This window comes from Halorubrum salipaludis, assembly GCF_002286985.1.
GTDB lineage: Archaea > Halobacteriota > Halobacteria > Halobacteriales > Haloferacaceae > Halorubrum > Halorubrum salipaludis.
Window position 1 is genome coordinate 22595 of record NZ_NSKC01000013.1, and the last position, 23754, is coordinate 46348.

General features: G+C 54.1%; 16 protein-coding genes and 3 pseudogenes. 13 read left to right on the top strand and 6 right to left on the bottom strand.

The window, feature by feature from the left end:
• Positions 1–266 precede the first annotated feature (266 nt).
• Complete coding sequence (locus CK500_RS15930; protein ID WP_095638176.1) at positions 267–1415, top strand: signal peptidase I; 1149 nt, start codon at positions 267–269, stop codon at positions 1413–1415.
• A gap of 45 nt (positions 1416–1460) precedes the next feature.
• Here CK500_RS15930 and CK500_RS17070 read toward each other — a convergent pair whose 3' ends face one another.
• The 3 genes from CK500_RS17070 to CK500_RS15940 all read right to left on the bottom strand — a co-directional run bounded on the left by CK500_RS17070 (position 1461) and on the right by CK500_RS15940 (position 3830).
• Positions 1461–2402, bottom strand: a complete 942-nt coding sequence (locus tag CK500_RS17070) for a hypothetical protein (RefSeq protein WP_144049596.1) — start codon at positions 2400–2402, stop codon at positions 1461–1463.
• Complete coding sequence (locus CK500_RS15935) at positions 2399–2956, bottom strand: DUF7344 domain-containing protein (protein ID WP_095638177.1); 558 nt, start codon at positions 2954–2956, stop codon at positions 2399–2401. The genes CK500_RS17070 and CK500_RS15935 overlap by 4 nt, the downstream gene beginning before the upstream one ends.
• A 193-nt stretch (positions 2957–3149) precedes the next feature.
• The gene (locus CK500_RS15940; RefSeq protein ID WP_233139252.1) at positions 3150–3830 is read right to left on the bottom strand and encodes a hypothetical protein; all 681 of its coding nucleotides are present in this window, start codon (positions 3828–3830) and stop codon (positions 3150–3152) included.
• 172 nt (positions 3831–4002) lie between these two features.
• Between CK500_RS15940 and CK500_RS15945 the strand changes: the two genes are divergently transcribed.
• The 3 genes from CK500_RS15945 to CK500_RS15955 all read left to right on the top strand — a co-directional run bounded on the left by CK500_RS15945 (position 4003) and on the right by CK500_RS15955 (position 6484).
• Positions 4003–4557: a hypothetical protein gene (locus CK500_RS15945; RefSeq protein WP_095638178.1), complete on the top strand. Its 555-nt coding sequence runs from the start codon at positions 4003–4005 to the stop codon at positions 4555–4557.
• Between the two features lie 98 nt (positions 4558–4655).
• Positions 4656–5597, top strand: coding sequence for a hypothetical protein (locus tag CK500_RS17500; RefSeq protein ID WP_233139253.1), 942 nt, complete (start codon positions 4656–4658; stop codon positions 5595–5597).
• Positions 5597–6484 (top strand): hypothetical protein, encoded by an 888-nt coding sequence (locus CK500_RS15955; protein ID WP_095638179.1) that lies wholly within the window; start codon positions 5597–5599, stop codon positions 6482–6484. The genes CK500_RS17500 and CK500_RS15955 overlap by 1 nt, the downstream gene beginning before the upstream one ends.
• A gap of 411 nt (positions 6485–6895) precedes the next feature.
• On the opposite strand, the gene CK500_RS17655 is transcribed toward CK500_RS15955, so the two are convergent.
• Together CK500_RS17655 and CK500_RS17505 are read right to left on the bottom strand one after the other, a co-directional pair.
• Entirely contained in the window at positions 6896–8071 is a 1176-nt protein-coding gene (locus CK500_RS17655) for a DsbA family protein (RefSeq protein ID WP_233139254.1), read from the bottom strand.
• Between the two features lie 3 nt (positions 8072–8074).
• Positions 8075–8959, bottom strand: a complete 885-nt coding sequence (locus tag CK500_RS17505; protein WP_198951598.1) for a hypothetical protein — start codon at positions 8957–8959, stop codon at positions 8075–8077.
• Positions 8960–9436: 477 nt separating this feature from the next.
• On the opposite strand from CK500_RS17505, the gene CK500_RS15970 reads away from it, so the two are divergent.
• The 5 genes and pseudogenes from CK500_RS15970 to CK500_RS17840 form a co-directional block, all read left to right on the top strand.
• Positions 9437–11935, top strand: coding sequence for a DUF499 domain-containing protein (locus CK500_RS15970; protein WP_233139255.1), 2499 nt, complete (start codon positions 9437–9439; stop codon positions 11933–11935).
• Positions 11925–12809, top strand: a complete 885-nt coding sequence (locus CK500_RS15975; protein ID WP_233139256.1) for an alkaline phosphatase — start codon at positions 11925–11927, stop codon at positions 12807–12809. Before CK500_RS15970 ends, CK500_RS15975 begins: the two co-directional genes overlap by 11 nt.
• Before the next feature lie 2 nt (positions 12810–12811).
• A complete protein-coding gene (locus tag CK500_RS15980; RefSeq protein WP_095638181.1) occupies positions 12812–15490 on the top strand; it encodes a DUF1156 domain-containing protein in 2679 nt (892 codons plus the stop codon).
• 70 nt (positions 15491–15560) lie between these two features.
• On the top strand, positions 15561–15956 hold the full coding sequence (locus tag CK500_RS15985; protein WP_095638182.1) for a hypothetical protein: 396 nt from the start codon (positions 15561–15563) through the stop codon (positions 15954–15956).
• A gap of 91 nt (positions 15957–16047) precedes the next feature.
• Positions 16048–16352: pseudogene (locus tag CK500_RS17840) on the top strand (hypothetical protein); the annotation flags it as partial.
• A 728-nt stretch (positions 16353–17080) separates the two neighbouring features.
• On the opposite strand, the pseudogene CK500_RS15995 reads toward CK500_RS17840, so the two are convergent.
• Positions 17081–17902: pseudogene (locus CK500_RS15995) on the bottom strand (IS5 family transposase).
• A 507-nt stretch (positions 17903–18409) separates the two neighbouring features.
• Between CK500_RS15995 and CK500_RS16000 the strand changes: the two are divergent.
• The 4 genes and pseudogenes from CK500_RS16000 to CK500_RS16015 form a co-directional block, all read left to right on the top strand.
• Positions 18410–19645, top strand: a complete 1236-nt coding sequence (locus CK500_RS16000) for a glycosyltransferase (protein WP_095638184.1) — start codon at positions 18410–18412, stop codon at positions 19643–19645.
• Between the two features lie 168 nt (positions 19646–19813).
• The gene (locus CK500_RS16005; RefSeq protein WP_095638185.1) at positions 19814–21142 is read left to right on the top strand and encodes a restriction endonuclease; all 1329 of its coding nucleotides are present in this window, start codon (positions 19814–19816) and stop codon (positions 21140–21142) included.
• Between the two features lie 598 nt (positions 21143–21740).
• Positions 21741–22991, top strand: a complete 1251-nt coding sequence (locus CK500_RS16010) for a Cdc6/Cdc18 family protein (protein ID WP_095638186.1) — start codon at positions 21741–21743, stop codon at positions 22989–22991.
• A 155-nt stretch (positions 22992–23146) separates the two neighbouring features.
• A pseudogene (locus tag CK500_RS16015) lies at positions 23147–23754 on the top strand (hypothetical protein); the annotation flags it as partial.

Genomic DNA, 23754 nt, shown 5'->3' on the forward strand with positions numbered 1-23754 from the left:
TCAGAATACATCACCTGCTGAGAATTTCGACAGAGCCAGATCTTAATGATCCAACGTGTGGATGTGAGTATAACCGCTGGTTTCAGCACGCCGACTGTATGATTGCTGGGAACATACTACCGATCCACTCCCACCGGACGATCGGTCGCGGTACCACGTTTCGAGCTAGCGTGGTTTCAGTAGCTCGTGATAGTAACAATAGCAATTTGTCTGTGAGTCTAGCGCTCAATCACTAGCTTCAAACAGGCCCCGCTGGTACTGATAATATGTTGCGACGAGCCGCGGCAGATGTCTTCGCGGTTGTCGCAGTTCTTGTGGTTATCGCGCTCGTTATCGGACAACTCACCGGCCAGCCAGTCCTACTAGGTTTCGTTACGTCTGAAAGTATGTCGCCAACGCTCGAAGCTGGCGATGGATTCATTGCCGTCCCGGCCGCGGCAGCAGGTGATATTGAATCCGGCGACGTGATTGTCTTCGATGCAGTTGAATTACAAGGCGGGGGGCTCACCACTCACCGGGTTGTTGACATTACCGACAATGGGTATATTACTCAAGGAGACAACAATCCATTTCGGGATCAAGAAGGTGACGAACCAGTGGTGACGGACGACAGGGTCGTCGCGACCGCCCTACAGGTGAACGGGCAGGTGGTCCGGATCCCGGGCTTTGGAACAGGGATTGAGTCCGTCAGAGGGGTCGCTGAAAACGCCCAGACGGCCGTTGCCGGGGCTTTCGGCGTCGAAACTGTTGACTCGCGTACGCTAAGCGGACTGTTCGTCGCGGTCGGACTGGTGTTGCTGCTTGTCGTGTTCGCCGACGATCTCCGTGGCAGACACGAGCGGGACCGAAGCCGGAGTCGATCGCGCTTCGACGATGAAAGTATCGACGGTCGGTGGATCGCGCTCATATTGGCGTTTCTGATCCTCATACCCGCCAACGCGGCGTTGTTCGCCCCGACTGGCGCTCAGCAGGTGGTTGTTGACGGCAACGACCTCCCCGCGGGCACGGCACCCGGAGAGACGGTCGAGACCGACCTCACTGCTGAAAATAATGGGCTTATCACGATGTTAGTGCTACTGGAGACGACCAGCCCGGACGGAGAGTTACGCGGCGGCGAACTCGCGGTACCAAGCGATGGATCGGCGACTGCGACGCTCGCAGTGACAGCGCCGCCACCCGGTGAGCAGGCAGTGGTGACCGTCTCAGAACACCGGTACTTCCTCGTGGTGCCGCCGTCGGTGATTGTACAGCTCCATTCGATCCATCCGCTCGTGGCGGCGGGCGCGTTCAACGCGTTGGTGCTCGGGAGCGTGCTCACGCTGGTCGGGGCGGCCTTCGGATTCGGGCGAAAACGAGTTCGGCGTCGGGCGCGAGGAATGTCGCTACGGGCGGAGATCAGGCGGCTGCTTCGGTAATTCACATTATTATCCGCAAATTCACATCCACAACAGATTCGCTTGCTAGCAGGTGCTGAATTTAATGAGGTCTATCTCATGATCGCTTGAAGACTTCGTTTCAAATATCAACCATAAATCGTCCCTATTGTTGCGTATCCTCGCGTTTTCGTTATCACTAAAGCTCAGTAGAGACTCTTCTTTCTTTTCGATATTCCTCCTTTCAGTCAGTTCGTCCTCACCTTCATAATCACTATCAACAATAAAAGCATCCAGCTTTGCTGGGCCTTTTCCTCTCTTGATAGTGAGTTTGTAGCAGTCAGCTTTCTTGATACGCGGTAAACGGAACCCGACCCGTAGGCCGGGATTTCCCCCTGCTCCTTGTAGCTTAGCGGGCTCTCCCTTTCTAGTGGTAATTCCATTTGGATTGGTGATCGTACCGTTGGCGCCTGGTCCCTGTCTGGGCTGTTTTCCTATCCCATTTTCAGTATCGCTATAATTCATAGGCTGGCCAAAGAACGGTCTACAATCGATGGAAATAGCTTGTGTCTCCCGGTCTACTGTAACCGACAGTGATCCGCTTCCATCTTCTGCTTCCGCCTCCAAATTCAAGCGAATTTTATATTCTCCACTGAATTCGCTTCCCGAGCAGCTGAGAGCGATTTCTTCTCCGTTGCCCGATACCGCAATATCGATGTCTGACTGATCAATATGATCTCCGCTCGTGTGTTGTAGGCTCAAGATGCCGACATTATTTGTGAAACTCCAGTCGAGATCATTCTCTCCAATTCTGTAGACTACAGCTTCGTCGTCGGCACCGGAGATCTCCGCATTCCCGGACTCGTCGATCAGCGGTAGCAGTGCCGCAGGGTCATCTTCCGTCCCAAGGACGACATCCCGATCAGAGTATATCTGTGTCGCCGCGTTCGTATTGAGCGCGAACAGTCCGGCCCCTGCTCCGATGAATCCAACAGCGGCCCGTCGGGTCCACTTTTTATCACCGCTCATGGTCGGAGATCCGGTGGCTCCTCACCGCTCCCCAGAAGCATATCGCGACTCTTGTAGACGTGATACGTGGCCGATACAGCGAACAGCACGCCGATCAGCGCCGCCCACGCAAGCCCTGGGATCCACTCTGGGAAGATGCCAAACCACACGGCTGCGACGAGCGCGAGTGAGAATGCCGACAGGCCCAGGTAGTACTCGCCCCATGGAATTGAGTTCTCGGGGACGATGTCCATGTAGATATCGAGGCTTTTGGCCGCGTCCGTCAGCTCAAGTTCACCACGGTCGTGTGTGATGACGCCCGCTCGTTCCATCTGGGGAATATGGTTTTGTTGGATCGACGAATACACGAGGTGGCGCTCGTCGGAGGTGACCTCGGTGACCGGCTTGTCGTTTTCCCACGCGGCGACCTCCTCGGCGAGCGTCGAGAGGTCGGTCGTGCCGTCGTCGTGTTTCATGATGTGGATCGCGTGTCGACGTCGCGGGTTACTCAAGAGCTCGTGAACCTCATCGGTGGAGAGCGATGAGTTTTTTTCTATCTGTTTTGTCGAACTCATGAGTTTCGTTCAAAGCGTCTGAGCACCCGAGATACTCGGATATTTTCTTATACATATGAAAGTCTATGCGCCGTATAAATGTAGCCATTTATACCTATTAGTTAATAAACAATATCTGACATCCTATCGAAAAGCGTGAACCGGTAACACCGAAGCAAAGTACCGGCAGTGTGTGGCCCGAGAGATTATATGCTTATGCGTTGTTTTCGATCACGATATTTAGACCTTCGTTCTCCGTTCCGTTACCGGTTTCAACTACTGCATTTTTTTGAGCGTCGTCCGAGTCGGTGACGTTGGTGAATTCAGCGTCCGAAGAGATAGATTTCCCGCCAATCTGAGTGAGGAAGTCACCATCTCCTTGGAAAGTGACGTCGAAGTCACCCGCGGTCTCGAAGGCGAATAGCCCATCGTAGTCAACAGTGGAGTTCGGCGGAAGCGAGTCGCCACTTCCACTTTCGGTGTCCCCGAAAACAATCCGCACGTCATTGGCGACGAGACTAACATAATTCTGGTCGATATCGGAACGGTAGCTTGTCGGGTTCGATGAGGGGAATAAGTTCGCGGCGTCTAGTTGGGCGCCATCACCAGCTGTCTGATTGAAAGAGACGGTATTGAAATCAGAGGTATCCACGAGCACATCGACAAAATTGCTCCTAATTTCGTCGCCGAGAGTATTGGTCTCTGATTGATTTAGACCATTCCCATCATCTCCATTAGCTAATCCATCCGAACCAATATTTTCACCACCAAACACGTTCACCTCGACCGCACGCTCTGCGGTCGTGGAGGTAAACGCGCCCGACCCGAACGCAGCACCTGTTCCGACGCCGACCAGACCGATCGCACCCAGTACGCTTCTGCGGTTGAGTTTCATCGTAATCTCACTAACGAGTGGGTACCACATATTAACATCCCGCGTTAGCGGTCTAAATGCTGTATTTAGTTTCGTATGAGTATCTTCAGGGACACCCTGAGCCGCGCCGGGTGCAGGGTTAACGCGCTAACGGAGTACAATAATAAACCCCACAAGTGGCAAAGACCCAGCAATGAAACGTCGTGTACTGCTCGCAGGGATCGGTCTCTCTAGTATCGGTGTCGGGGCCGCGTTCGGATCAGGTGCGTTTACGTCGGTCAGCGCTGACCGGGATGTCGAACTCAACGTAAAGAGCGACGAAAATGCTCGAATCAGCTTTGAGCCGGGGAATACCAGAATTGTCGAAACAACGGACGGCAGTGGCGATGCCGCCTCCGTGATCAAGTTTAGCCGGGATGACCTCAACGAGCAATCAAAGACCCTGTTTGAGGAAGCGCTCGATATCACGAACAACGGCAGTACAGATGATCCCGATGTCAATGTGTACGTTGACGACGACGAAAATGATGACCTCGGTGACGGAGAATCCCTCGACTTTCGTGAACATGACGGTGATTCGATTGTCAGCAGCAGCAACTCGGTGAAGCTGGAGACAGATTCGAGCGGGTCGGGCAACACGATCTCCGTTGACATCGTCGTTGATTTGCGAGATAAAAATAACAACGAGACAACTCTTGAGAGCATCGAACAAGTTACCTTCGTCGTAGAGGCAATCAGTGGAAGCTGAATACCGCCCACGTGCTCCGTGAGCGTTCCGAGAGCATCGTCTTGTAAGCGGTCTGGAAGCGACGATCCGTCCGCTACCTCCGATCCACTTCCAAACGAATGAACCGCACTCTCGTCGTCATCCTCGCGCTTACGGTCCTCTGTAGCGGTGCGGTCGCCACCGCAGCGGCGTTCACGGATGGCGACGAGGTCGTCGACGGCTCCGAGGTGTATCTTGACGCCGCCGACAGCGAAAATGGTGAGCAATACGTCCGGATAGACGGAAACGACGAGGTCCGCCTCCAGTTCGATATGCTCCCGCCGGGCAGTCAGACACGCGTTGACGACCTCTTCGTGATCGGGTTCGGCGGCTACGAGGACAGTGACGCTGCGACGACGGTTCAGCTCGAAAGTACCGACGACCGCCTTACGCTAACTCGAATGGACACAGGAGAATCGTTCGGCAGCGGGACGGTCGAACTCCAGCCGGGTGAGTCAGTGTTGTTCGGTGCGGTCGTCTCGACAGATGCACAGAGCTTCTCGTCCACCATTGAACTCAATGTCGATGTCCCCGACACGGACGGTGATACTGGTGGCAGTGGTACTGGCGGAACTGGCGGCGGCACTGGTGGCACTGGTAGTGGCGGCGGAACTGGTGGTGGCAGCGGCACTAGCGGAACTGGTGGTGGCAGCGGCACTAGCGGAACTGGTGGTGGCGACAGCGGAACCGGCGGTGGAGGAGGTGTCGGCGACGGGGGAGACACCAATGACGACGGGCCTGATAACGGGGAGGAGGACACACCAGACGAACCGACAGGGGACGGCGATGAAGTCGCGCAAGAGTCGGACGACGACGACACCGGAGCGGGTGACGACGCTACTGATCCGAGTGTCGACACTGACACTGATCCCGGAGGCAGTCTGATCGAACTTGCCGGCTTCGGTACTCCGGTCTCACTGGTTGTTATGAGCGTACTCGCGGTAATCCTCTCGCTCAGTTACGCTTTCCGCCTTGGGATAGTCGCTGGCGGACTCACGAACAACACGGGGGGACCTGAGTGATGGCGGCGACGACCGACAACGAGGTCAGCACGGCAAACGGTTCCGAGACGCGGGCTAAGGAATCATTTTCCGACGCAATTCGACGTGTCGTCCGCCCTCGCGATGTCATCGCGATCCTGTTTCCTGCGGCACTGTTTCTCGGGGTCGGAGTCCTTCCGCCGGCGATGCGAGAGCAGTTAGCGTTTTCCACCGCCGACCCTGAACTGTTGACGGCGCTAACGTCAAACTTCGCGCACGCCGATAGTACGCACCTATTTCGGAACCTCACAGCGTATCTCTTTGTCATCCCGACGGTATATCTCCTTTCAGTGCTCGCAGACCGTAGACAGCTGTTTTATACTGTTTTTGTCGTCGTTTTCACTGTGTTCCCGGTCGTATTATCGGGGCTCAACCTTGCTGTCCCCCGCAACGCCCTCTCGCTCGGGGCGTCTGGGCTAACACTCTCATTCGTCGGCTACCTCCCAGTCGCGCTTGCTGAGTACGTCCGCCGTCGGTTCAATGTTGTCAACGTCGTTCGACGTATCCTCGCCGGGGGAGTGTTTTTCCTCGGGCTGGTGATCGTAATTCCGCTTGTGGCGGCTGCCGTCCAGCGGGTCCTCGCGGTCGCGCTGACCGTTGTCGCGCTCCTCGCAGTCGTCGTGTACGGCGTAGGGTTGCGACGCTCCGGGATCGACCGCTCGACGCTCCGCGGGCCACCACCGGGGTTTCTCGAACTCGGCATTTGGTCGACTGCAATTCTCGTGGCCGCGCTGATAGCAGCGTTCCCGACGGACCCACTGTCGGAGGCCGGTGTCGTGAACACGTACACGCACTTTTTGGGATACGCGCTGGGGTTTTTGAGTAGTTATCTCGCAGTTCTCTTGATTCCGAAATTTGAGCAGACATAGCCCTGCTCCACACCCCCCCTCGTAACACATGTACGTCGCATCTCTCTCGTCACAACATCACTAACTTTCGGCACTCGATCAGCTGTGGTGCCATATTTCGGGGTTACGGCCCTAATCCTCACATGTGGTTTGATTGTCTGAGACTAACCAAAACGCGTTAGCCATCGGATTAGGTCTTGAAGACTGGAATACGAACCAGAACGTTCTCTGGACTAACTTACAGGCCTACAGAAGTTCTTTGCGTTGCCCTACTCTTCGATTTCGGACGGGTCGTCATCACCGGAAGCTCTTTTCAAAATAGCCGGAGACATGTTCCAGCAAATCTCTCAGCGCATAACAGAATTACTTCAAACCCACCCTCAAAACATATCCTCCGAAGCGCCCTCCCAACAACTGCCGGAATGCGGTCGTTCAGACCGTCCAGAACTGTTCGCCGCCGACCTCGAATGACGAAACACTATTTAGATCCTGGAGGAGCTGAACAGACTCCTCACGTTGGGCTCCGTACACCTCCATCACTTCTGGAGTAGCAACGGGCCCGTACTCCTCGATGAATCTCTGTAGTTCCTGAGGCTCATGTTCATCGACACCTTGGAACGTGAACTGGGTCTTGAAGTCTGAGTACCGGACACGGCCGTTCTTCGGAGCGGGATTCCCTTGGATCTCCATGAAGGTGAACGGGAGCTCTCCACGCTCCCCGGTCTCCACCTCTACTCTATCCAGATCCTCCACGAACTGTTCCTGATCCAGGCCAATATCTGACGCCAACTCGATCAGGACATCCTCGTCGTTGATATCCCGGCCAGCTGCAACACCGCGACGCCACAACGCCCTGATGTAATCCATTCCGCGGTACTGCTCGATGGCTGCCTCGAAGGCCTTGTTGACCAGTTCCGTGGACTCCGGCGGATCCTCGTCCCAGAACGAGGGATTAACCGGCATACCGAGCTGCTGACCGGCGTTGATCCACTTCTGTTTCTCCTGTTCCGGGTCAACTTCACGGACGGGAGCTGGTTTGTAGAAGAGATTGATCTCTTCACCGTAGCACTCTTCGACACGTTTCATCACCGGTTGGACGCCCCAAGACATCGCGCTCAACGCATCGATCTCCTGTACCACGACCACTGTCTCATCTTCTTCCTCTTCCTCGTCCTCGTCTTCCTCGGCGTCCTCCTCTTCCGGTTCTTTCTCTGACTCGGGGTCGTCGACATCGTCTTCCGGTTCTATATCCGGTTCCTCGATGTCAGGGAAGTCTGGCTGCTCTCCTTCCTCATCTTCCCTTTCAGCGGATTCACCGTCGTCGGGTTCCTCCGTGTCTCCGGAATCACCGTCTTCTGCTGGCTCAGTACCTGTACCCGTACCAGCACCAGCCCCTGCGCCGGCTCCTACACCAGCACCACCGGCAGCGCCCGCGGCAGCAGAACCTGCTCCACCACCAGATTCCTGCTCAGAATTATCATCTCCGTCGTCACCACCGTAATCATCTAAACCGGGTTGCGAGTGGTCATCCGACGATCCCTCATCCTGCGAATCTTCGTCATCCGACGAGTAGTCACCGCCGCTGTATGAACCCATGAAAATAACCATCGTTCAGTTGTCCTCCTTCCTGCCGCCAAACTCGTTTATCGGCCTCTGCTCCTGCCCGTCGTTAAACGAAAGCTTGGCCTCACGACCCTCCTGGAACTCTGGCCACAGACTTTGTGAAAGCCCGTCACCCGTAGAACAGGCATCCATCCACTGCCGAAGCCCGGTCGCTCCACGGACACGCGGAGCAAAATCAAACAGGTCATCCTCCGCAAGCCGTCCGATCAGGAAAACATCCTCCATATCCAGGGCGGCTATCGAGTTCCTGACGTGGCTCCGAAGTAGGTTGATTGCGTTCCCGGCATCACCGCCTGTATACTGTACAGCGTAGAACGCAAACTCGTCGTAGTCGAACTCATCGAACAGTTTCTGGTACTCCGCGAAGTGTTCGTACTTCCAGCCCTTGTTCGTCGGGATCAACCGGACGTAGAAGTCCTGCTCGATAATCTCCTTCTGAAGATTCCTGACGTGGCCGATATACGCCTCAATGGCATATTCCTGGATCTCCTCGTCCATCCAGTTGTAGCTGTAGACCACGTCCGGAACGTAGATCGCTGGCTGCGCCACCTCCAGCAAATCCACTACGTCCTGAAAAGTACGCCTGTTCACGTACTCGTCGTGCTCCGTCCCTAGGATTACCGGGATATGCCAAGGCTCCAAAACCTGGCTGAGATCGCCGTCCCGATCGACGACCTCTTCAGCATCCGAGAAGTTGATTATCACGTACTCGACTTCCCGGTTGCCGTCAAGCCACTCCTCAAACTCCTCGTCAGGAAGTTCGACACGGGGATGAACTCCTCTAACCGGCTTGTATATCCGGTGAGAGTTAACCGCCTCGTGTAGTGTTTGCTGCCCTCTGCCGAGTTCTCTTGTGTCTACGTGGGAACTCAAAGTGTGCTCTCCGTCTCCGTCTTGTTTTTCGTAGTGGGAGACGTGTCAACATACAGTTTCTACCCCCATATAAGTACCGCCGAAAACAGGAGTATAGATCGACCTAAACCCTTGATCCGGGGCCTGTAACATGCTCAAAATAATTTCGTAGTAATGATATATTATTGTAGATATTCATCTGGCTTGCGGAATATAAGTTACACCAAGACGATCCCGCCGAATCGATCGTCGATGTCGAACCGAATTCGATCTATCGTTGGGTAAAACGGGTCGCCGAAAGACAGTATTCCGCGACAAGTGATGAAGCACGAGCAGATCGAGACGGAGTTGATCGGCGCACACTGGCTGGCGACTGAGGCGGCACCACGGGACCAATTCTAATCGATGGCAAGTGATGAGGGAGAAATAATGAGGCAGTGCTGTTGACACTCCTCTGATGGGAAACACCAAAGAGGCTATGTTTTAGATTTAGATTAGATGATGACCATCGCGGATTTACTCACTCCTCGGGATGAAGTTATTGACGGTCAGTTCCAAGGAGTCCTACAGGCTCACAAGGTAGGTTCCGATCAGGATCGACTGGAGAACGATGCTGATCGGTTGCTCTCCATGACTTATCCCTCGAATGCCCTCCAGACGGCTTTCGATCACGTGGACAACAAACTCCAGGGCCGGGATAACCAAGGGGGCCTCACGCTCTCTGGCCCGTATGGTGCTGGGAAGTCTCACGGGCTCCTTGTACTCTATCATCTGTTCAATCGACCGACCGTCGCTCAGAAATGGATCGAAGAATGGGATGTCTCGTTAAATCTCCCCGAGAGCTCGAAGGCGACAATTCACTCGACCAGTGAGACTGACGCGGATCTTATTTGGGAACCAATCTTCGAGGACTTGGGTCGCGAGGATATCTTGGATGACATCAAGCGATATCCGACCACGGAACATCTCGAACAATTGACCGAGGAGGAACCTGTCGCAATCTTCTTCGACGAGATCGAGACATGGTGGGAATCGTTTGACAAGAGTGAAAACGAGGAACTCCTCGAACGGAACGAGTTCTTCCTTCAGCATCTGTTCGAGGTAGCGAACGACCCACAGGAGGATCTATTCGCTTTTGCTACCCTCCTCGACAAGAGTCAAGACATCAAGCGGATCGTCAACCGAACCAATCCCTACGCCGTCGACATGAACGACACGGGCGACCGTGAACAGATCATCCTTCATCGGCTCTTCGAGACGCGCCAAGATGACGTCGACGAGAAGGCAGTTCGGGACATCGTTAGCGAGTACGTCGATCACTACAACTATCCTATCGAGATTGACGAACCCAAGCGATACGAGAACCGCATGGTCGAAACGTACCCGTTCCATCCCGAACTTCTCGATCTTCTCGACGATGTCTATGACGCAGGTCGGGAGCGACAGAGTGTCCGCGGTGTCATGAACGTCCTTGCTGATACAGTCCGCCGTAAGTACAACGAAACTGATCTCCTCATCACGTGTGACATTGAACCGAGCGCCTTCCGAGGGATCAACCAGACGCTATTCAACCGCTACGTCTCCGACAAGGACGCCGTCGACGACATCGACTTTGGCGAGGACCTACTTCGGACGATCTTCCTCTACACTATCGAGGAACGGGAACAACGGGCGTCGGTGACCGAGTGCCTCCTCGGAACGTTTAAACCGCAAAAAACGACGGTTGACAAGCTCCACATGTCGTTGGAGGGACTTTACGGGGTTGCTCACTATCTCGATCGTGACTCGCAGAAAGAGAACTACTACCTCACGGAAGATCCGAAACTCACGGCCCTGGTGACCCGTGAGCAGGAGCGAGTACTTGAAGACGACCGTGGCAGTATCGAAGAGACGCTCGTTGACGTCGTCCGTAACGATGTCTGGAGTGACGATGTGTATGTCTACCCCGACGAGGATGTCCCCGACAGGAAAGAACTGACCACGGTGGTGATGCTCGATTATCTCTCTAACGGGGCGCTCCGCGGGAAGCTTGACGACTTCTTCGGGGGACGGACCTACCAGAACACAGTACTGTTTGTTACTCCCAAGAAAGAGATCCGCGACGATAGTGAGATCATCGGCAAGGCTGCTCGTGTTCTTGGAGCCGAAAACCTCCGCGGGAACGTCGACGACGGTGGCGAACTTGCGTCGATCATCCGCGACGAGCGGCGAGAACTTCGGAACGAACTCGAAGACCGATTTGGGAAGTGGGTGAAGTGGAGCGAAGGACCAAACGGTGACGGTATTCGGATGCGTCGGATCGACGTCACGGCAGATGTCGACGACGTGAAGGACAAGGTGGGTCGAGACAAGACCTACGTCGGGGAGAAGATCCGCGAGGAAGTCGCGGATGCTGAGAACGGCATCGCAATTGCGTCGATGCTCAACGACTTCAAGCAGTTCCGTCGGATGCCCATACTCCTCTCCGACGAGGTGTTCTACTCGGCAGTCAGCCAGCTATACCGCGACGAAAAGGTCGTACTTGAAGGAGATCGAGCGAACTTCTATGTCCCTCAGAAGAGCGACGCGCTGCCTGATCTCACCGACGATCTGACGATCCATCATCCCGACAACCTCGATGACTCGATCTTCGAGGAAGAGCCTGAGCCAGAACCTAGTAGCGAAAACGAAGGTGAGGGTGAGAGCAGTAGTGAGAACAACGATACGACGGCTCTCACACAGAAACCCGAAACGAAAGCTGTCTCTTCTAAGCCCGACAGTACAGACTCTGTCACGGTCTCCACGGAGGTTATCAAACTCGAAGGAAACAATGCTCGTGTACTGCGGAGCATGGCAGACTCGCGGATAAATGGAGAGAAAGACGAAACGACCCATATCGATCTGTCCTACGATGTTGACAACCTCTCGAAGGACGAGTTGGTCGAGTTCCTTGAACAGCTCCCGAGCGGGAAACACATTGACGCAACATTGACTGTTGAGCGTGAAGATGAGAACTGAACTACTCACCCAACTGGTCGAGAATGACGATCCCGTGCCAGCAGTATGGGATACCCTCTGGGACATCTGGTACCCCACTGGTGACGATGTCAGCGAGCACTACAGACGGGAGACTGAGAGCGTGAGCTACGAGCGTCTCCTGCTGGATGTCTATCAGGAGTTCTTCACCGATGTCTTACCTCACAAGTGTGTCAACGAGGCGTCCCTCAACGTTCCCGAAGACGGGACGTTTGTTGTGATGGACGCGATGAGCGTCCGCGAGGCGTCGATGTTCGTCGACATGCTCCAAGAGGAAGGGTACGAACCTGAGACGGGATTTTCGTTTTCCTCCGTGCCGTCAGAGACGAAGTTCTACCGAGACCGCGTCAACTACTCGGAACTCAAGAGGAACCACAAGACTGCGGATGTCAAGAGTCAAGACCCGACTCTCGACGGTGACGAGGAGATCATCTGGTGCCGCTACCCCGATGCACTCCTCGAAAACATTCAGGAAGGGAAGACGAAGCTGTCCTCCATCGAGGAGATGTACGAGAAGACCGAGACGGCACTACGAGCGATCCTCGATCAACTCGATACCGACCGCATAGTCATCGGCTCGGACCACGGCTACGCGCGTCTCGACGCTGGGCACACTTTCCAGATCAGCGACGGCGAGAAGTCCGCTCTCCAAGAGACGTTCAGCGGACGGTTTGAGAGCGTCGGAGAAGTCGATGCGAGCCATCTTGTCGACGCGGGACTCGTCGTCGAGGCGGACGGCTACTATATGCCTATCGGCAGATACACGTGGCCCGCCCGAGGCAAGTACAGTACGTTCCAACACGGGGGACTCAGTCTACTGGAGTGTATCACCCCCCGCATTGAGGTAACCCTCTAACCATGAGTCAGGATCAGAAACCACGTCGTCGACCTATCGAGATCTCGTTCCCCATCGACCAAGTGAATGAAATCGCGGAAAAAGAGGCTCACGCCAAACGATACTACCGCCCTGTATACACCATGCACAAGTGGTGGGCACGACGACTGGGTTCGGTTTTCCGAACGATGTTACTCTACTCGCTCGCCGACGGAGAAATGTCGGTCGATACCGATAGACAATCAACCATCGATGGACTCCCGGAAGTCGACTGGGAGAACCCTGACGCTCTCTGGGATTACTACCTCGAAGATATCGACTTCGGAGATAAAACCGTGCTCGATCCCTTCATGGGTGGTGGAACGAGCATTGTCGAGTCGCTCCGTATGGGCTGTAACGCTATCGGGAGTGAACTGAATCCTGTAGCATGGTTCGTCGTCAAGAAGGAAGTTGAGCCCGTTGATTTGGACGAACTGGATGCCGCATTTGAGGAGATAAAAGAGAGTGTCGGAGAGGAAATACAGGAGTATTATCGTACGGAGTGCCCGCATTGCGAGGACCACCACGCTGACGTGATGTACTCGTTCTGGGCAAATGAGTTACCGTGTCGAAACTGCGGGGAAAGTGTCGCTCTGTTCAAAGACTATCGCCTGTCCAGCGCTCGTTCTTCAAAAGACGACCACAATAATGTTGTCTGCCCCGAGTGCTGGAATGTCTTTGAAGCCGATGATTATCGTACAGATACGACCTGTCCCGAGTGTTCTCACGGGTATGTTCCAAAGGAAGCGGGGAATGTCTCTCGGGGGAGCTACACTTGCCCCCATTGCGACGAGCATCCTGAAATGTCGATCATTGAAAGTATAGACCGATTCGGGAAAGCAGAACAGTCGCTCTATGCTGTTGAGTACTATTGCCCCAAAACAAGTGAGAAGGGCTATAAATCGGCTACTGACTTTGATCGTGAACTGTTTGGAGAGGCAGAAGCAGAGCTTGAGGAGAACCGTGACCGGCTACCTTTCCCTACCACAGAACGATATAGAGGAAGCTCTGATCGTGTGCGAAACCATGGATTTGAAACCTACGATCAGATGTTCAACGAACGTCAGTTACTCTGTCTCTCGAAGCTATTGGATGAGATTCGTAGTATCGAAGATCAAAATGTCAAAGAATTCCTCTTGCTTGCTTTTTCCAGTTCACTGGAGTTCAACAACATCCTATGTGAGTACAATAGGTCTGCAAACAAGCTTGAGGGGATCTATAAGCGACATACCATAACTGCTCGGCATACCCCCGTTGAGAACAACATTTGGGGGACGGAATACGGTCGTGGTACCTTCTCAGGCGAGTTTGATAAGATGCGGGCGGGTAAGGAATTCTGTATAAACCCGTACGAAAAGTACGTCGAAGATGGAGAGACAAAACAACGGGACGGCGTCGGGAAAATAGAAGGATACGTCACTGACGACCCCGATAAGATCGGGGAGCCCGTTGAGGGGAAGGAAGATGCAACCTACAATGTCCATCTCCGCTGCGGCACTTCCGAGTATATCCCGATAGACGACAACAGCGTTGACGCTGTCATCACAGATCCGCCGTACTTTGACAACGTGATGTATTCGGAGACGGCGGACTTCTATTACGTCTGGCTGAAGCAAGTGCTTGAAGACGAGTATGACCACTTTAGTGCTGAACTCACTCCGAAGGCCAGTGAAGTCGTAAGTGACCCTGCTGGTGAGGATAGTGTCGATACCTACCGCGATGAGGATCACTTCGTTACGGGGCTGACGAACGTCTTCGACCAAGCCAATCAGAAACTCAAAGACGAAGGCATCATGGCCTTCACCTTCCACCACAAGGAGACCGAAGGGTGGAGTACGGTCTTGAAGTCTGTTCTCGAAGCGGGGTTCTACGTTACTTCGCTGTACCCTATCCGGGGAGAGATGCGAGGGTCCACACACATCCACGACAAGGCCAACATCGAGTACGACATGATCGTCGTCTGTCGCAGTCGTGAGGAAGATCCAGAGACCGTCAGTTGGCGATCTCTTGAAGACGAGATTTACTTCCGAGCGCAGGAGGAGATCGACCGGCTTGAAGAGAGCGGCTCCCGGCTCACGCAGGGAGACATCTTCGCAGTCACGATGGGCAAGTGTCTCGAAGTGTACTCGCGTCACTTCCCGAACGTCACCCACGAAGACGAACAGATGTCCGTCAACGACGCCGTGGGGACGATCCGCGACATCGTCGATGAGCAGCTAATGGAGGAACGGGTCCAGACCATGGGTGACGAGATGGACACCCTCAGCGCCATCTACCTTACTTACGTGCTCGGACGTGGCGGGACGGTCTCCTACAACGCACTGAACAAAGATCTCCGTCAGCGGGGTGTCGATGTCGCGGAACTCGTCAACGAACGGCTACTGGAACAGGAGGGTGACAGCCTGAACGTTCGTGGCCCACTTGATCGCGCCGAGGATCTTGAGCACAAAAAGAATCACCTCGCAGTAGACAAGGCACACTACCTCCGATATCTCTATGAGACAGATCAGTTAGCTCAGAAGTTCGGGAAGTGGACCGATGAAGGGGCTATTGCCGCTCTCCGCCGGCTCGCGGAGGTCGAGAACGACGACGAGTATGTCGACATCGCGGAGTACGTTGAGGATCGAACAGACACCCAGCTGGATCTGGAGGACTTCTCATAACGATGCGGATGCGGATCCCTATGTGTGCTGATGTTTATATAGGAAGGCGTCACCAGTATGACGTAAGCGAATGAGCATGGACCTCGGCTTCCACGTACACTCGGAGGAGGCAGTCGAACGACATGGAACGTTCGACGATGAGATGAGCGTCATCGAGTTCCTCCGGCGCGTCACCCGGATGAACAGTCTTCCGTATGACGTTACGGTCTATGGTCTTGAAGACTTCATTTGTGGTGCCAATAGCCCACGTGATGCGTGCGAGTACATCCACAACGTGCTCCGTGACCACGCCAATTTCTTACTGACGGAAAACCCCCGAGTCCAATTTGTGGTCGATGATCTCGAATACTGGGATGAACCTGTATTTCGCGACGGAAATGACGAAATTCCGTTGCGGGACATCTTCCACGGAATTGAGCAGGAAGGATCAGGCTGGTACTACAGTAACATCAACGTTCAGTCGTAGTCGTATCCGACCACAATTACGTCAGGGAAAGTCCAACAGACCTGATCGACAAACGCTAGCTGGCGACTAAGTCTGCGCCGCTGGATCAGTTCTGGCCGTCGGCGAGGCGGGCGGCTTTGCGAACTTCTGCGAGACAGCGACGAAGACGAACTCGCTCGTCGACCGGATGAAGAGATCGAGTTGCCCGATGTCAACGACGTGGTCGACGACCTAGGGAACTACCTTCGGACGGTCGAGCGCGCTGAGGAGCTCGATGAGAAGATCGAGAAAATCGACGACCTGATCGGCGAGATCGTCTACGAGTTGTACGGGCTCACTGACGAGGAGATCGAAATAAAGGAAGAAGCGGCTCTGTTGAAATCCTTCGACGCTGATATATCCCAAGCCGCGTGCTGAATATAGAGGCTGTAGTCAGCACGGGAACTACGTTATTTTCTCCACATAGATCCTGAACCAACCGAGAGAATGTGCCTGCTTATTGAACTCGGTCATAGAGTATCTGCTCGTTTTGGGATTTTATTTCACCCCAAAGCACTTGTTCTCAGTCAAGTCATTCTGAACCAATGAAAAGTGATCCGTCAATATATATGGACTCGCGGTTAGAATCGCTCCTTCTGGGGAAGTCGTCGAACCTATCGCTCCGGTATCTCGGGTACTCCGTCATTCTCATGGCCTTGTTCTTCGGTCAACTCTATCTTGTTGGAAATTCTGAGATGGGGAACTCATCTGGTTTGCTTATGAGTCCACTTGGAGTTACAGTGTCAGCGATTATTCTGGCAGGGATACACACATATCGCAACGATGGAATACTGCTGAGTATCGCCATCGCTGTGATCATCATGAGCGGCTCTACTCTGTATGGTGTCATCTCGCTTAATCACCCCCAACCTGACTATGGACTGTTAACCGGTGTGGGGACAGCAATACTGTATGGTGTACCAATAGGGGTTACAACATCTACTATTGCGTATGTGTTACGTCGGTATGTCCCGGGCCGATCTTCAGTAGCATCTACGGAAAAATAGGGCACTGCAGATTTGTCGAAATCGGCTCTGTTGAAGCCCTATTATTCAGACATATTTTCGCCAGAAACAGCCCGTCGGTGAGAACTGTGTATTGACCGCTCAGAGTGATCGGTCTACATTATGAATGAGGCAGGCGATCGTGAGTTCACGGAACTGTTTCCACCAGCGTCGTGAGCGAACAAACGCACCGTACTTCCGCTTGAGGGTTGAGTTGACAGTCTCGGATTGACTCCGCTGGCCGTAGAAATCAGCGTCTAAGCCCGCGTTCCATGCCTTGTGGAGTGGCGTGAACTCACGATGCTTGATCAATGGACGAACCTCATGTTGACGGGCAAGTCGTCTGATTTTCTGGTCGTCGTACCCTTTGTCACCGAGTAGAATGTCAATATTCTCGGGGTTGCGCTTGATCAACGACGGAGCAATCTGACTATCGTGTTTTCAAGTCGTCGTCACGTGTAAATCAAGAATCGCATTTATTTTCTCATCGACCAGCAACGTCACCTTGAGCTGCTGAATCGTGAGTTCGGTGCGTTTCGTGTAGTGTTTCGAAGCGTGACTGCGGTCAAACCCTGACGCATCAACACCAACGACACCGCTCGTCGGAAGTAGCGTCGCTGAGAGAGTCAACATCGCACGCCATACAGCCATATCAAGTCGATTGAACGCTTTACAGAGCGTTGATGGCGTGGGAAGTTCGGCTAATCCAAGAACTCGACGAATGCGGGGCATCTCGATTAATTCATCAAGTAGACCACGATAGGTCGTGTTTTTCCGAACTTTGAGACACAGCAAAACAACGTGTTGCGGAAGTGTATAGCGGTGTTTAGAGAATTTCGAGGAATACTGGGAGACAGCTCGCCGTGCCAGATGGATCGCCTTCTCAGTAAACCGGAGAATCTGCGACTTCGGGAGGGCCTTCATCTCATCGAATTACACGGCGAACATGTAACTCTCTGAGGATTTCAACAGAGCCGAAGAAGCAGCTATCGAGTAGCATCTGTGGTCCTGATTATTGCGCTAATCCCCGCCACTCGATATCATATCAGACCCGCAACGGCCATTTTTCGGTTCGTTCACACGACGTCGGTTATCAATACATTATGTAACATACGGATAATACCGGAAATCAGGAGTTACATAAGGAATTACGAGGGTGTTGAGCGGCTACTATAGCCACCCGATCTCGGCGGGTGATCCGCTGTCTTGCTCTCTATCAATACCTCTAGAGCACTCGTCACAGTCGCCATCGATCATAGAGTCTCTGTTAAAACCTCAGATGCTGATAGTTTGGAGAGGCTATGCTGAATACACAGCGCGAATCGGCCATAAACTGGTTAGGTGAACTAGCCCACGGTAGTAGCAGTCCATTGTGGGATAGTAACGGAGTAATTACCACGCGCTTAATAGATTCTGTCGTAATCACGTAATGTGACCAGCTTGGTATCGCTACAGGGGCTGTTAGCCATATTCTTGTGGGCAGCACTGCTCGTCTACGGTCTCTCGTCGCTGTGGTGGGTCGTTGAGGTGACTGTGCTTTCACGTGGATGGGAGCAAAATAGTGAGAACGTTTGGGGACTTGATGACATCCAAGTTCGCGTACTGACGATTGATGCTGGGCCTGTTGTCCAACAGACCGTCAACGCACTCCCCGACGATATCGCAGATGTACGTGTTATCGCCGAAGCAGACATCAATATCGACGGTGCTCAAGTCCATGTTGTTCCCGATGAATTTGATTGTAACGCGACTAACAAAGGTCGGGCCGTCGAATGGGCACGAAGGAACGTCGATGCTGATAAGGAATATCTCCTCTATCTAGACGAAGATACGCTCGTTACGGGGCTCACTGGTCTTCCGGATGCTGATTTCATTCAGTTCACAGAGAAGCCAATCTACACTGGTTCACGACTCACGTATCTCTGTGAAGTGTTTCGTACGGGGTATCAATTTGAACAGCTCGGATTTCATCGCCTCTCGTATCCGCTATACGCGTGGGGTGGAGGCTTCGCAATCCGCCGTGAGATTGAACAAGACGTCGGCTGGGATGTAGCCACGATCACCGAAGACACGAATCTGATCTGGCGGGCAGCAAAAAACCGCGATCTGACCTACCAATTAGTCGATGCTCGATTTCGGAATCAGGCTCCGCCATCGCTTAAGTCGATGATCAAACAACGGCGGCGGTGGATGTCCGGCACAGTCGGTGACGATTACTTACTTCCACCACTATACCGGCCACTATATTTCACTCGGGTCATTGCGTGGGCGTTCTCACCCTTTGTGCCGTTGTTGGCTATCGCATCGTACCTGTTACCCGGGACAGCCCCTGGGCTCGGTCTGTATTCGCTGCTCTCTACAGCTCTTTTGGGGATCCTGTTCGTGTATATGTTGTTTGGCGTGGTTGCCTATCGGAAGCATCCGATTCTGTGGCCAGTATTCCTGATTCTCACACCGTTGGCAGTTGTCCTCCACTCAGTCGGAGCACTCTGGGGTGTCGTTAGCCCAGTCGAGAATTTCGAAGTAACCGAAAAGGTCACTACTGACGTTATTGAGCAAGCTAACGACCTTGATCAGGGGACACTCGCCGAGCATGAGGGAACTGACCGACTTCTCCGCGAGTCCGATGATGAATTCGAAAAGGGGATTTTTACTGACGATGATTAATTGGGACACACATATTCCACCTACGGTGTGAAGGTTTTCTAACAATAATAGCGCTCGAAGGAGTAGGAGCATCTGTATCTCGTACGCCGACCCTATCAGATCTGAAGAATCTCAATAGAGCCAGTTGTAGCCAATTATTTGCTTCCCACTAATGATTTCCACTCAACCATGACCGGAATCGTGATCCTCCCCGCTGGTCGCGACGACGCGTTTGAGGACTACAAACAGTTCATCCGAGATGGGCACCCAATTGAGGATATTGAGTCCTACCTCAATGACGAAGACCTCGAACTGTTTCGGAAGACATCTGACGACGATCTCGTCCACGTCTGGGGGACCTCAGTAGACGGGACGTGGCGGAATGTCGAGCGTAACGACATCGCACTCGTCTACCACGATGGCGCGTTCGTCGCGAGAGGTCAAGTCCTCCAACTCCGACACGACCCCGACCTTGCGGAGTATCTCTGGAAAGAGAACGTTGAACACGGTCGTTGGAACAAAGAAAGCCCCTGGGAGTACATGACTTTCCTCACCGATGTTGAGGAAGTCGACGTCGACATTGAGGAATTCAACGAGCTTGTTGGCTATGACGAGACCTATCGCCCGCAGGGATTCACCCGGGTCGCTGACAAGCGCCTCAACCAACTCTCTGGCGAGGAATCAGTCGAGACCGCCATTGCCGACCTGACCAATGCCGGCGAACGTGTTCACCCGGTCGACGACGAAGACGACGAACCAGCTCCCGACCTCGCCGACCAACTCCGGGCGGCCAGCACGGACGGGAACGCCCACGAGGAGTTCGAGAAACTCGTTGCGAAGGCCTTCTCTCGGCTGGGCTGTGCCGCGGACTGGATCGAGGGAGGGGGTGACACCGACGTGGAGATCCGATCCCCCGAACACGTCGTTGTCGAAGTGAAGGCCCGAGGGAACGGGCGAGTCAACTCTCTAGAGGTCACCAACGTGGACAAACACCGACGCCAGCGTGGAGCCGATCACGCCATCGTGGTCGCCCCAGGCTTCGCCCCGAAAGTGATCGATAACGCCGAGACGACCGAGCTAACGACCATCGCCGTTGACGACCTCGTCGAACTCCTCAATCGCCGGGACGAGTATGCCGTCCCACCCGAGGAGATACTGGCCCTCTTGACACGCTCAGGAGCCTTCCAGGACGACAGGCTCGACCTCCTCGATGAGTACATCCAGGACCGTATCGATGCTGGAGAGACCCTGCTTGCGATCATCCGAGCTCTCGAGCGTGCCGACGGAGCCGTAGAGACAGCGGAGGACGTCCGGTGGATCGTCGTGGGCATGGAGGACTCGAACGATATCCCAACCACCGAAGAGGTTCGATCCGCCCTCCAACTTCTTGCGCATCCCAGCGTAGGTGCCGTCGAGCAGGATGAAGAAGGGTATCGGGTGACGACTGACTACGAGAACGGGATCCAATTGGTTCGATCCCTCGGAGATATTGTTCAACCACCGGGAGGAGAGGAGTAGATCACCGGCCTCCGCGACGGCACCTCGCTTGTCTCTGTCCTCACCCTCCGGCGCTTCGAGTGTTTCGAGCTGTACGCCGACAGCGATCGACGCTGAAATCCCAGCCGATCTCACACACACCACGTCTTCAAGTGTCTCCGATGACCAAACAGCCGTTCTAATTGTCGACCTTACACACCACCCGTTCAAGTGTTCAACTATAACCACCGACGCGATTGCGTACAATCTGCTGTCGGTCCTGTCGAGGCCAGTTCGTCGTCAGGACAGTGCGTCGAACAAACGAGACACCAGTCGGGACCACCCACACTCCACTATTTCAAGTGTTCAAGTAGACAGTGACGAGTGCTACGTACGATTTCAGCTGATCGAGTCTCTATTACGTCTTCTCTTATTCTACTACACTCACAAAAAATGGTTTGCGGGTATGGTACGCAGACATTTGTGATAAATGTTAGCGTCGTACAGGGTCTCGAATATCCATCCGAAACTGACCCCCTACTCGTTCCACCTGGAACACTCGAAACGGTGGAGTGTCTGTGTAGGTCAGTCGAAACAGTTGAAGCCCCGGTTTTATATGGTATCTGTGTATGGAACCGATATGGACAATCTCGGTCACCTCACGCCCGAGGATGAAATCTTCCTCGATGAAGACGTGCTCCGGGACGATTACGATCCGTCCCGCATCCTCGAACGCGATGAGGTGTTGAATCGCTACCTCCAGATGTTCTCCGAAGTGATTCGTGGAAAGCGACCGCGTAACGTGTTCGTCTACGGACCGACCGGTGTCGGCAAGACTGTTGGCACCCATCTCGTGCTCGATCGTGTTCGCGAGGACGCCGATGGCGTCGACGATGTCGACGTGACGGCCGTCCAAATGGAATGTCGTGACCTCAATACGAGCTATCAGGTCGCTGTGAATCTCGTGAACGTCCTCCGGGAGTCGACGCCTCGATCGAGTATCTCGACGACAGGCTACCCCGAGGGGGACGTGTACGACATGCTGTTCGACGAGTTACGCAAAGCCGATACCACGCACGTTCTGATCGCACTAGACGAAATTGACAATATCGGTACGAGTGATAACGTCCTGTACAAGCTCGGGCGGTGTAACAATCGTAATTCTGCGAAATTTGTCGATCCCGACGATACGAAAGTCGGACTCATCGGAATCACGAACGACTCGACGTTCCGCGACTCGCTGGATCCACGAGTCAAATCGACGCTCTGTGAACACGAGATTCATTTCCCACCGTATGATGCGAACGAACTGCGAACGATCCTCAAAGATCGTGCCGCCGACGCGTTTCATGATGGTGTGCTGACTGACGATGTGGTTCCGATAACGGCCGCGTTCGCCGCGAAGCGCTCTGGATATGCCCGGACAGCACTCGATCTGTTGTATACGGCCGGCGACCTGGCGCGCACCAGCGACGACGATATCGTTACTGAACAGCACGTCCGGCAGGCCGAAGAGGAGATCCAGCAGGGCGCGATTGTGAGCGAAATTGCATCATTATCGCCTCAAGGCAAACTCGTTGCGTACACCCTGCTTGCACTCGATAATGAAGGCGAACTACCAGCGAAGATGGACGCCTTCTACGCGTGGTACGAGCACGCTGCACGGCTCGCAGAGACTGATACGGTCACCGCACGGACGGTCCGCGATCTATTGAATGACCTCGTGATCAACGGCGTCGCGAAGATGGAAGAGATCAACCGCGGCCAGCGCGGTGGTCGCCACTACCGCTACTCGCTCGCAGCACGCCCTGAAATGATCGTTGACGGTCTCACCGAGGATGATACAATAACCGAATTGGATGAACAGCGCGGTGGCACGCTTTTCGGGTGAGACGAGTCAAGGCTGTCATGACCAGGTTTTGACTCCTGACTCAATCGATGAATTAACCAACAAACTGGCGCTGCTGCTGCTGTCTGTTGGTTAATTACTGTGAGCTCCATCACGTACGCCCGTATGCTTTTGTCTCGCAGTACTGAATCGCCAGTATGTCGTTTCGAGTGACGTGGGACAATCTCCTCGACAACGTGGAGGAACTTCCAGCAGACGCTACACTCCTCACTCCGCTCTCTCAGAAGCCGTTTCAGATCACCGACGTCCAGCAACACCGAGTGCTGATCGAGTATCAGGCCGACAGTGAGACCGTCCCGCTCCAGCGAGAGCAGTTCGAGACGCTGTTTGAGCGCGTTGACGATGCGACTGGGTCGTTCGATCTCGACCGCCTCCCACCCGGAGCTGAACCGTATGCCACCGTGATGAGTCTACATCCGCGATTCACGATCGACGACCGGGACGGCACGCTCTCCGAAAGCGAGACGCCAACACCGTCGCTGCTCGTCGATGCGCACACAATCGAACACGACAATGGCCCACGAGAAGAGCCCGATATCCCTGTGTACGCAGACGCCCTCCTGTTGATCGACGCGCTCGAGCAGCACGATGTGACGTCACTCACCGAACTAGACGTGCCGACACTCGTGAACCTCTACACATTGCTTTCCGACGTCCAGCGCAACGCCAACGATCTTCGGCAAGAGGTCCGTGGCGTCTTGCTTGATCGTCTCCATCACGACCAACCTGTGAGTGGTCAATACGG

What these genes read in the sequence shown, in the direction of transcription:
- CK500_RS15935 (WP_095638177.1), bottom strand. Translation starts at nt 2,956, where the DNA reads ATGAGTTCGACAAAACAGATAGAAAAAAACTCATCGCTCTCCACCGAT.
- CK500_RS15980 (WP_095638181.1), top strand. Translation starts at nt 12,812, where the DNA reads ATGAGTCAGGATCAGAAACCACGTCGTCGACCTATCGAGATCTCGTTC.
- CK500_RS17070 (WP_144049596.1), bottom strand. Translation starts at nt 2,402, where the DNA reads ATGAGCGGTGATAAAAAGTGGACCCGACGGGCCGCTGTTGGATTCATC.
- CK500_RS15940 (WP_233139252.1), bottom strand. Translation starts at nt 3,830, where the DNA reads ATGAAACTCAACCGCAGAAGCGTACTGGGTGCGATCGGTCTGGTCGGC.
- CK500_RS15930 (WP_095638176.1), top strand. Translation starts at nt 267, where the DNA reads ATGTTGCGACGAGCCGCGGCAGATGTCTTCGCGGTTGTCGCAGTTCTT.
- CK500_RS17500 (WP_233139253.1), top strand. Translation starts at nt 4,656, where the DNA reads ATGAACCGCACTCTCGTCGTCATCCTCGCGCTTACGGTCCTCTGTAGC.
- CK500_RS15975 (WP_233139256.1), top strand. Translation starts at nt 11,925, where the DNA reads ATGAGAACTGAACTACTCACCCAACTGGTCGAGAATGACGATCCCGTG.
- CK500_RS16010 (WP_095638186.1), top strand. Translation starts at nt 21,741, where the DNA reads ATGGACAATCTCGGTCACCTCACGCCCGAGGATGAAATCTTCCTCGAT.
- CK500_RS15945 (WP_095638178.1), top strand. Translation starts at nt 4,003, where the DNA reads ATGAAACGTCGTGTACTGCTCGCAGGGATCGGTCTCTCTAGTATCGGT.
- CK500_RS15955 (WP_095638179.1), top strand. Translation starts at nt 5,597, where the DNA reads ATGGCGGCGACGACCGACAACGAGGTCAGCACGGCAAACGGTTCCGAG.
- CK500_RS15985 (WP_095638182.1), top strand. Translation starts at nt 15,561, where the DNA reads ATGAGCATGGACCTCGGCTTCCACGTACACTCGGAGGAGGCAGTCGAA.
- CK500_RS15970 (WP_233139255.1), top strand. Translation starts at nt 9,437, where the DNA reads ATGATGACCATCGCGGATTTACTCACTCCTCGGGATGAAGTTATTGAC.
- CK500_RS16005 (WP_095638185.1), top strand. Translation starts at nt 19,814, where the DNA reads ATGACCGGAATCGTGATCCTCCCCGCTGGTCGCGACGACGCGTTTGAG.
- CK500_RS17655 (WP_233139254.1), bottom strand. Translation starts at nt 8,071, where the DNA reads ATGGTTATTTTCATGGGTTCATACAGCGGCGGTGACTACTCGTCGGAT.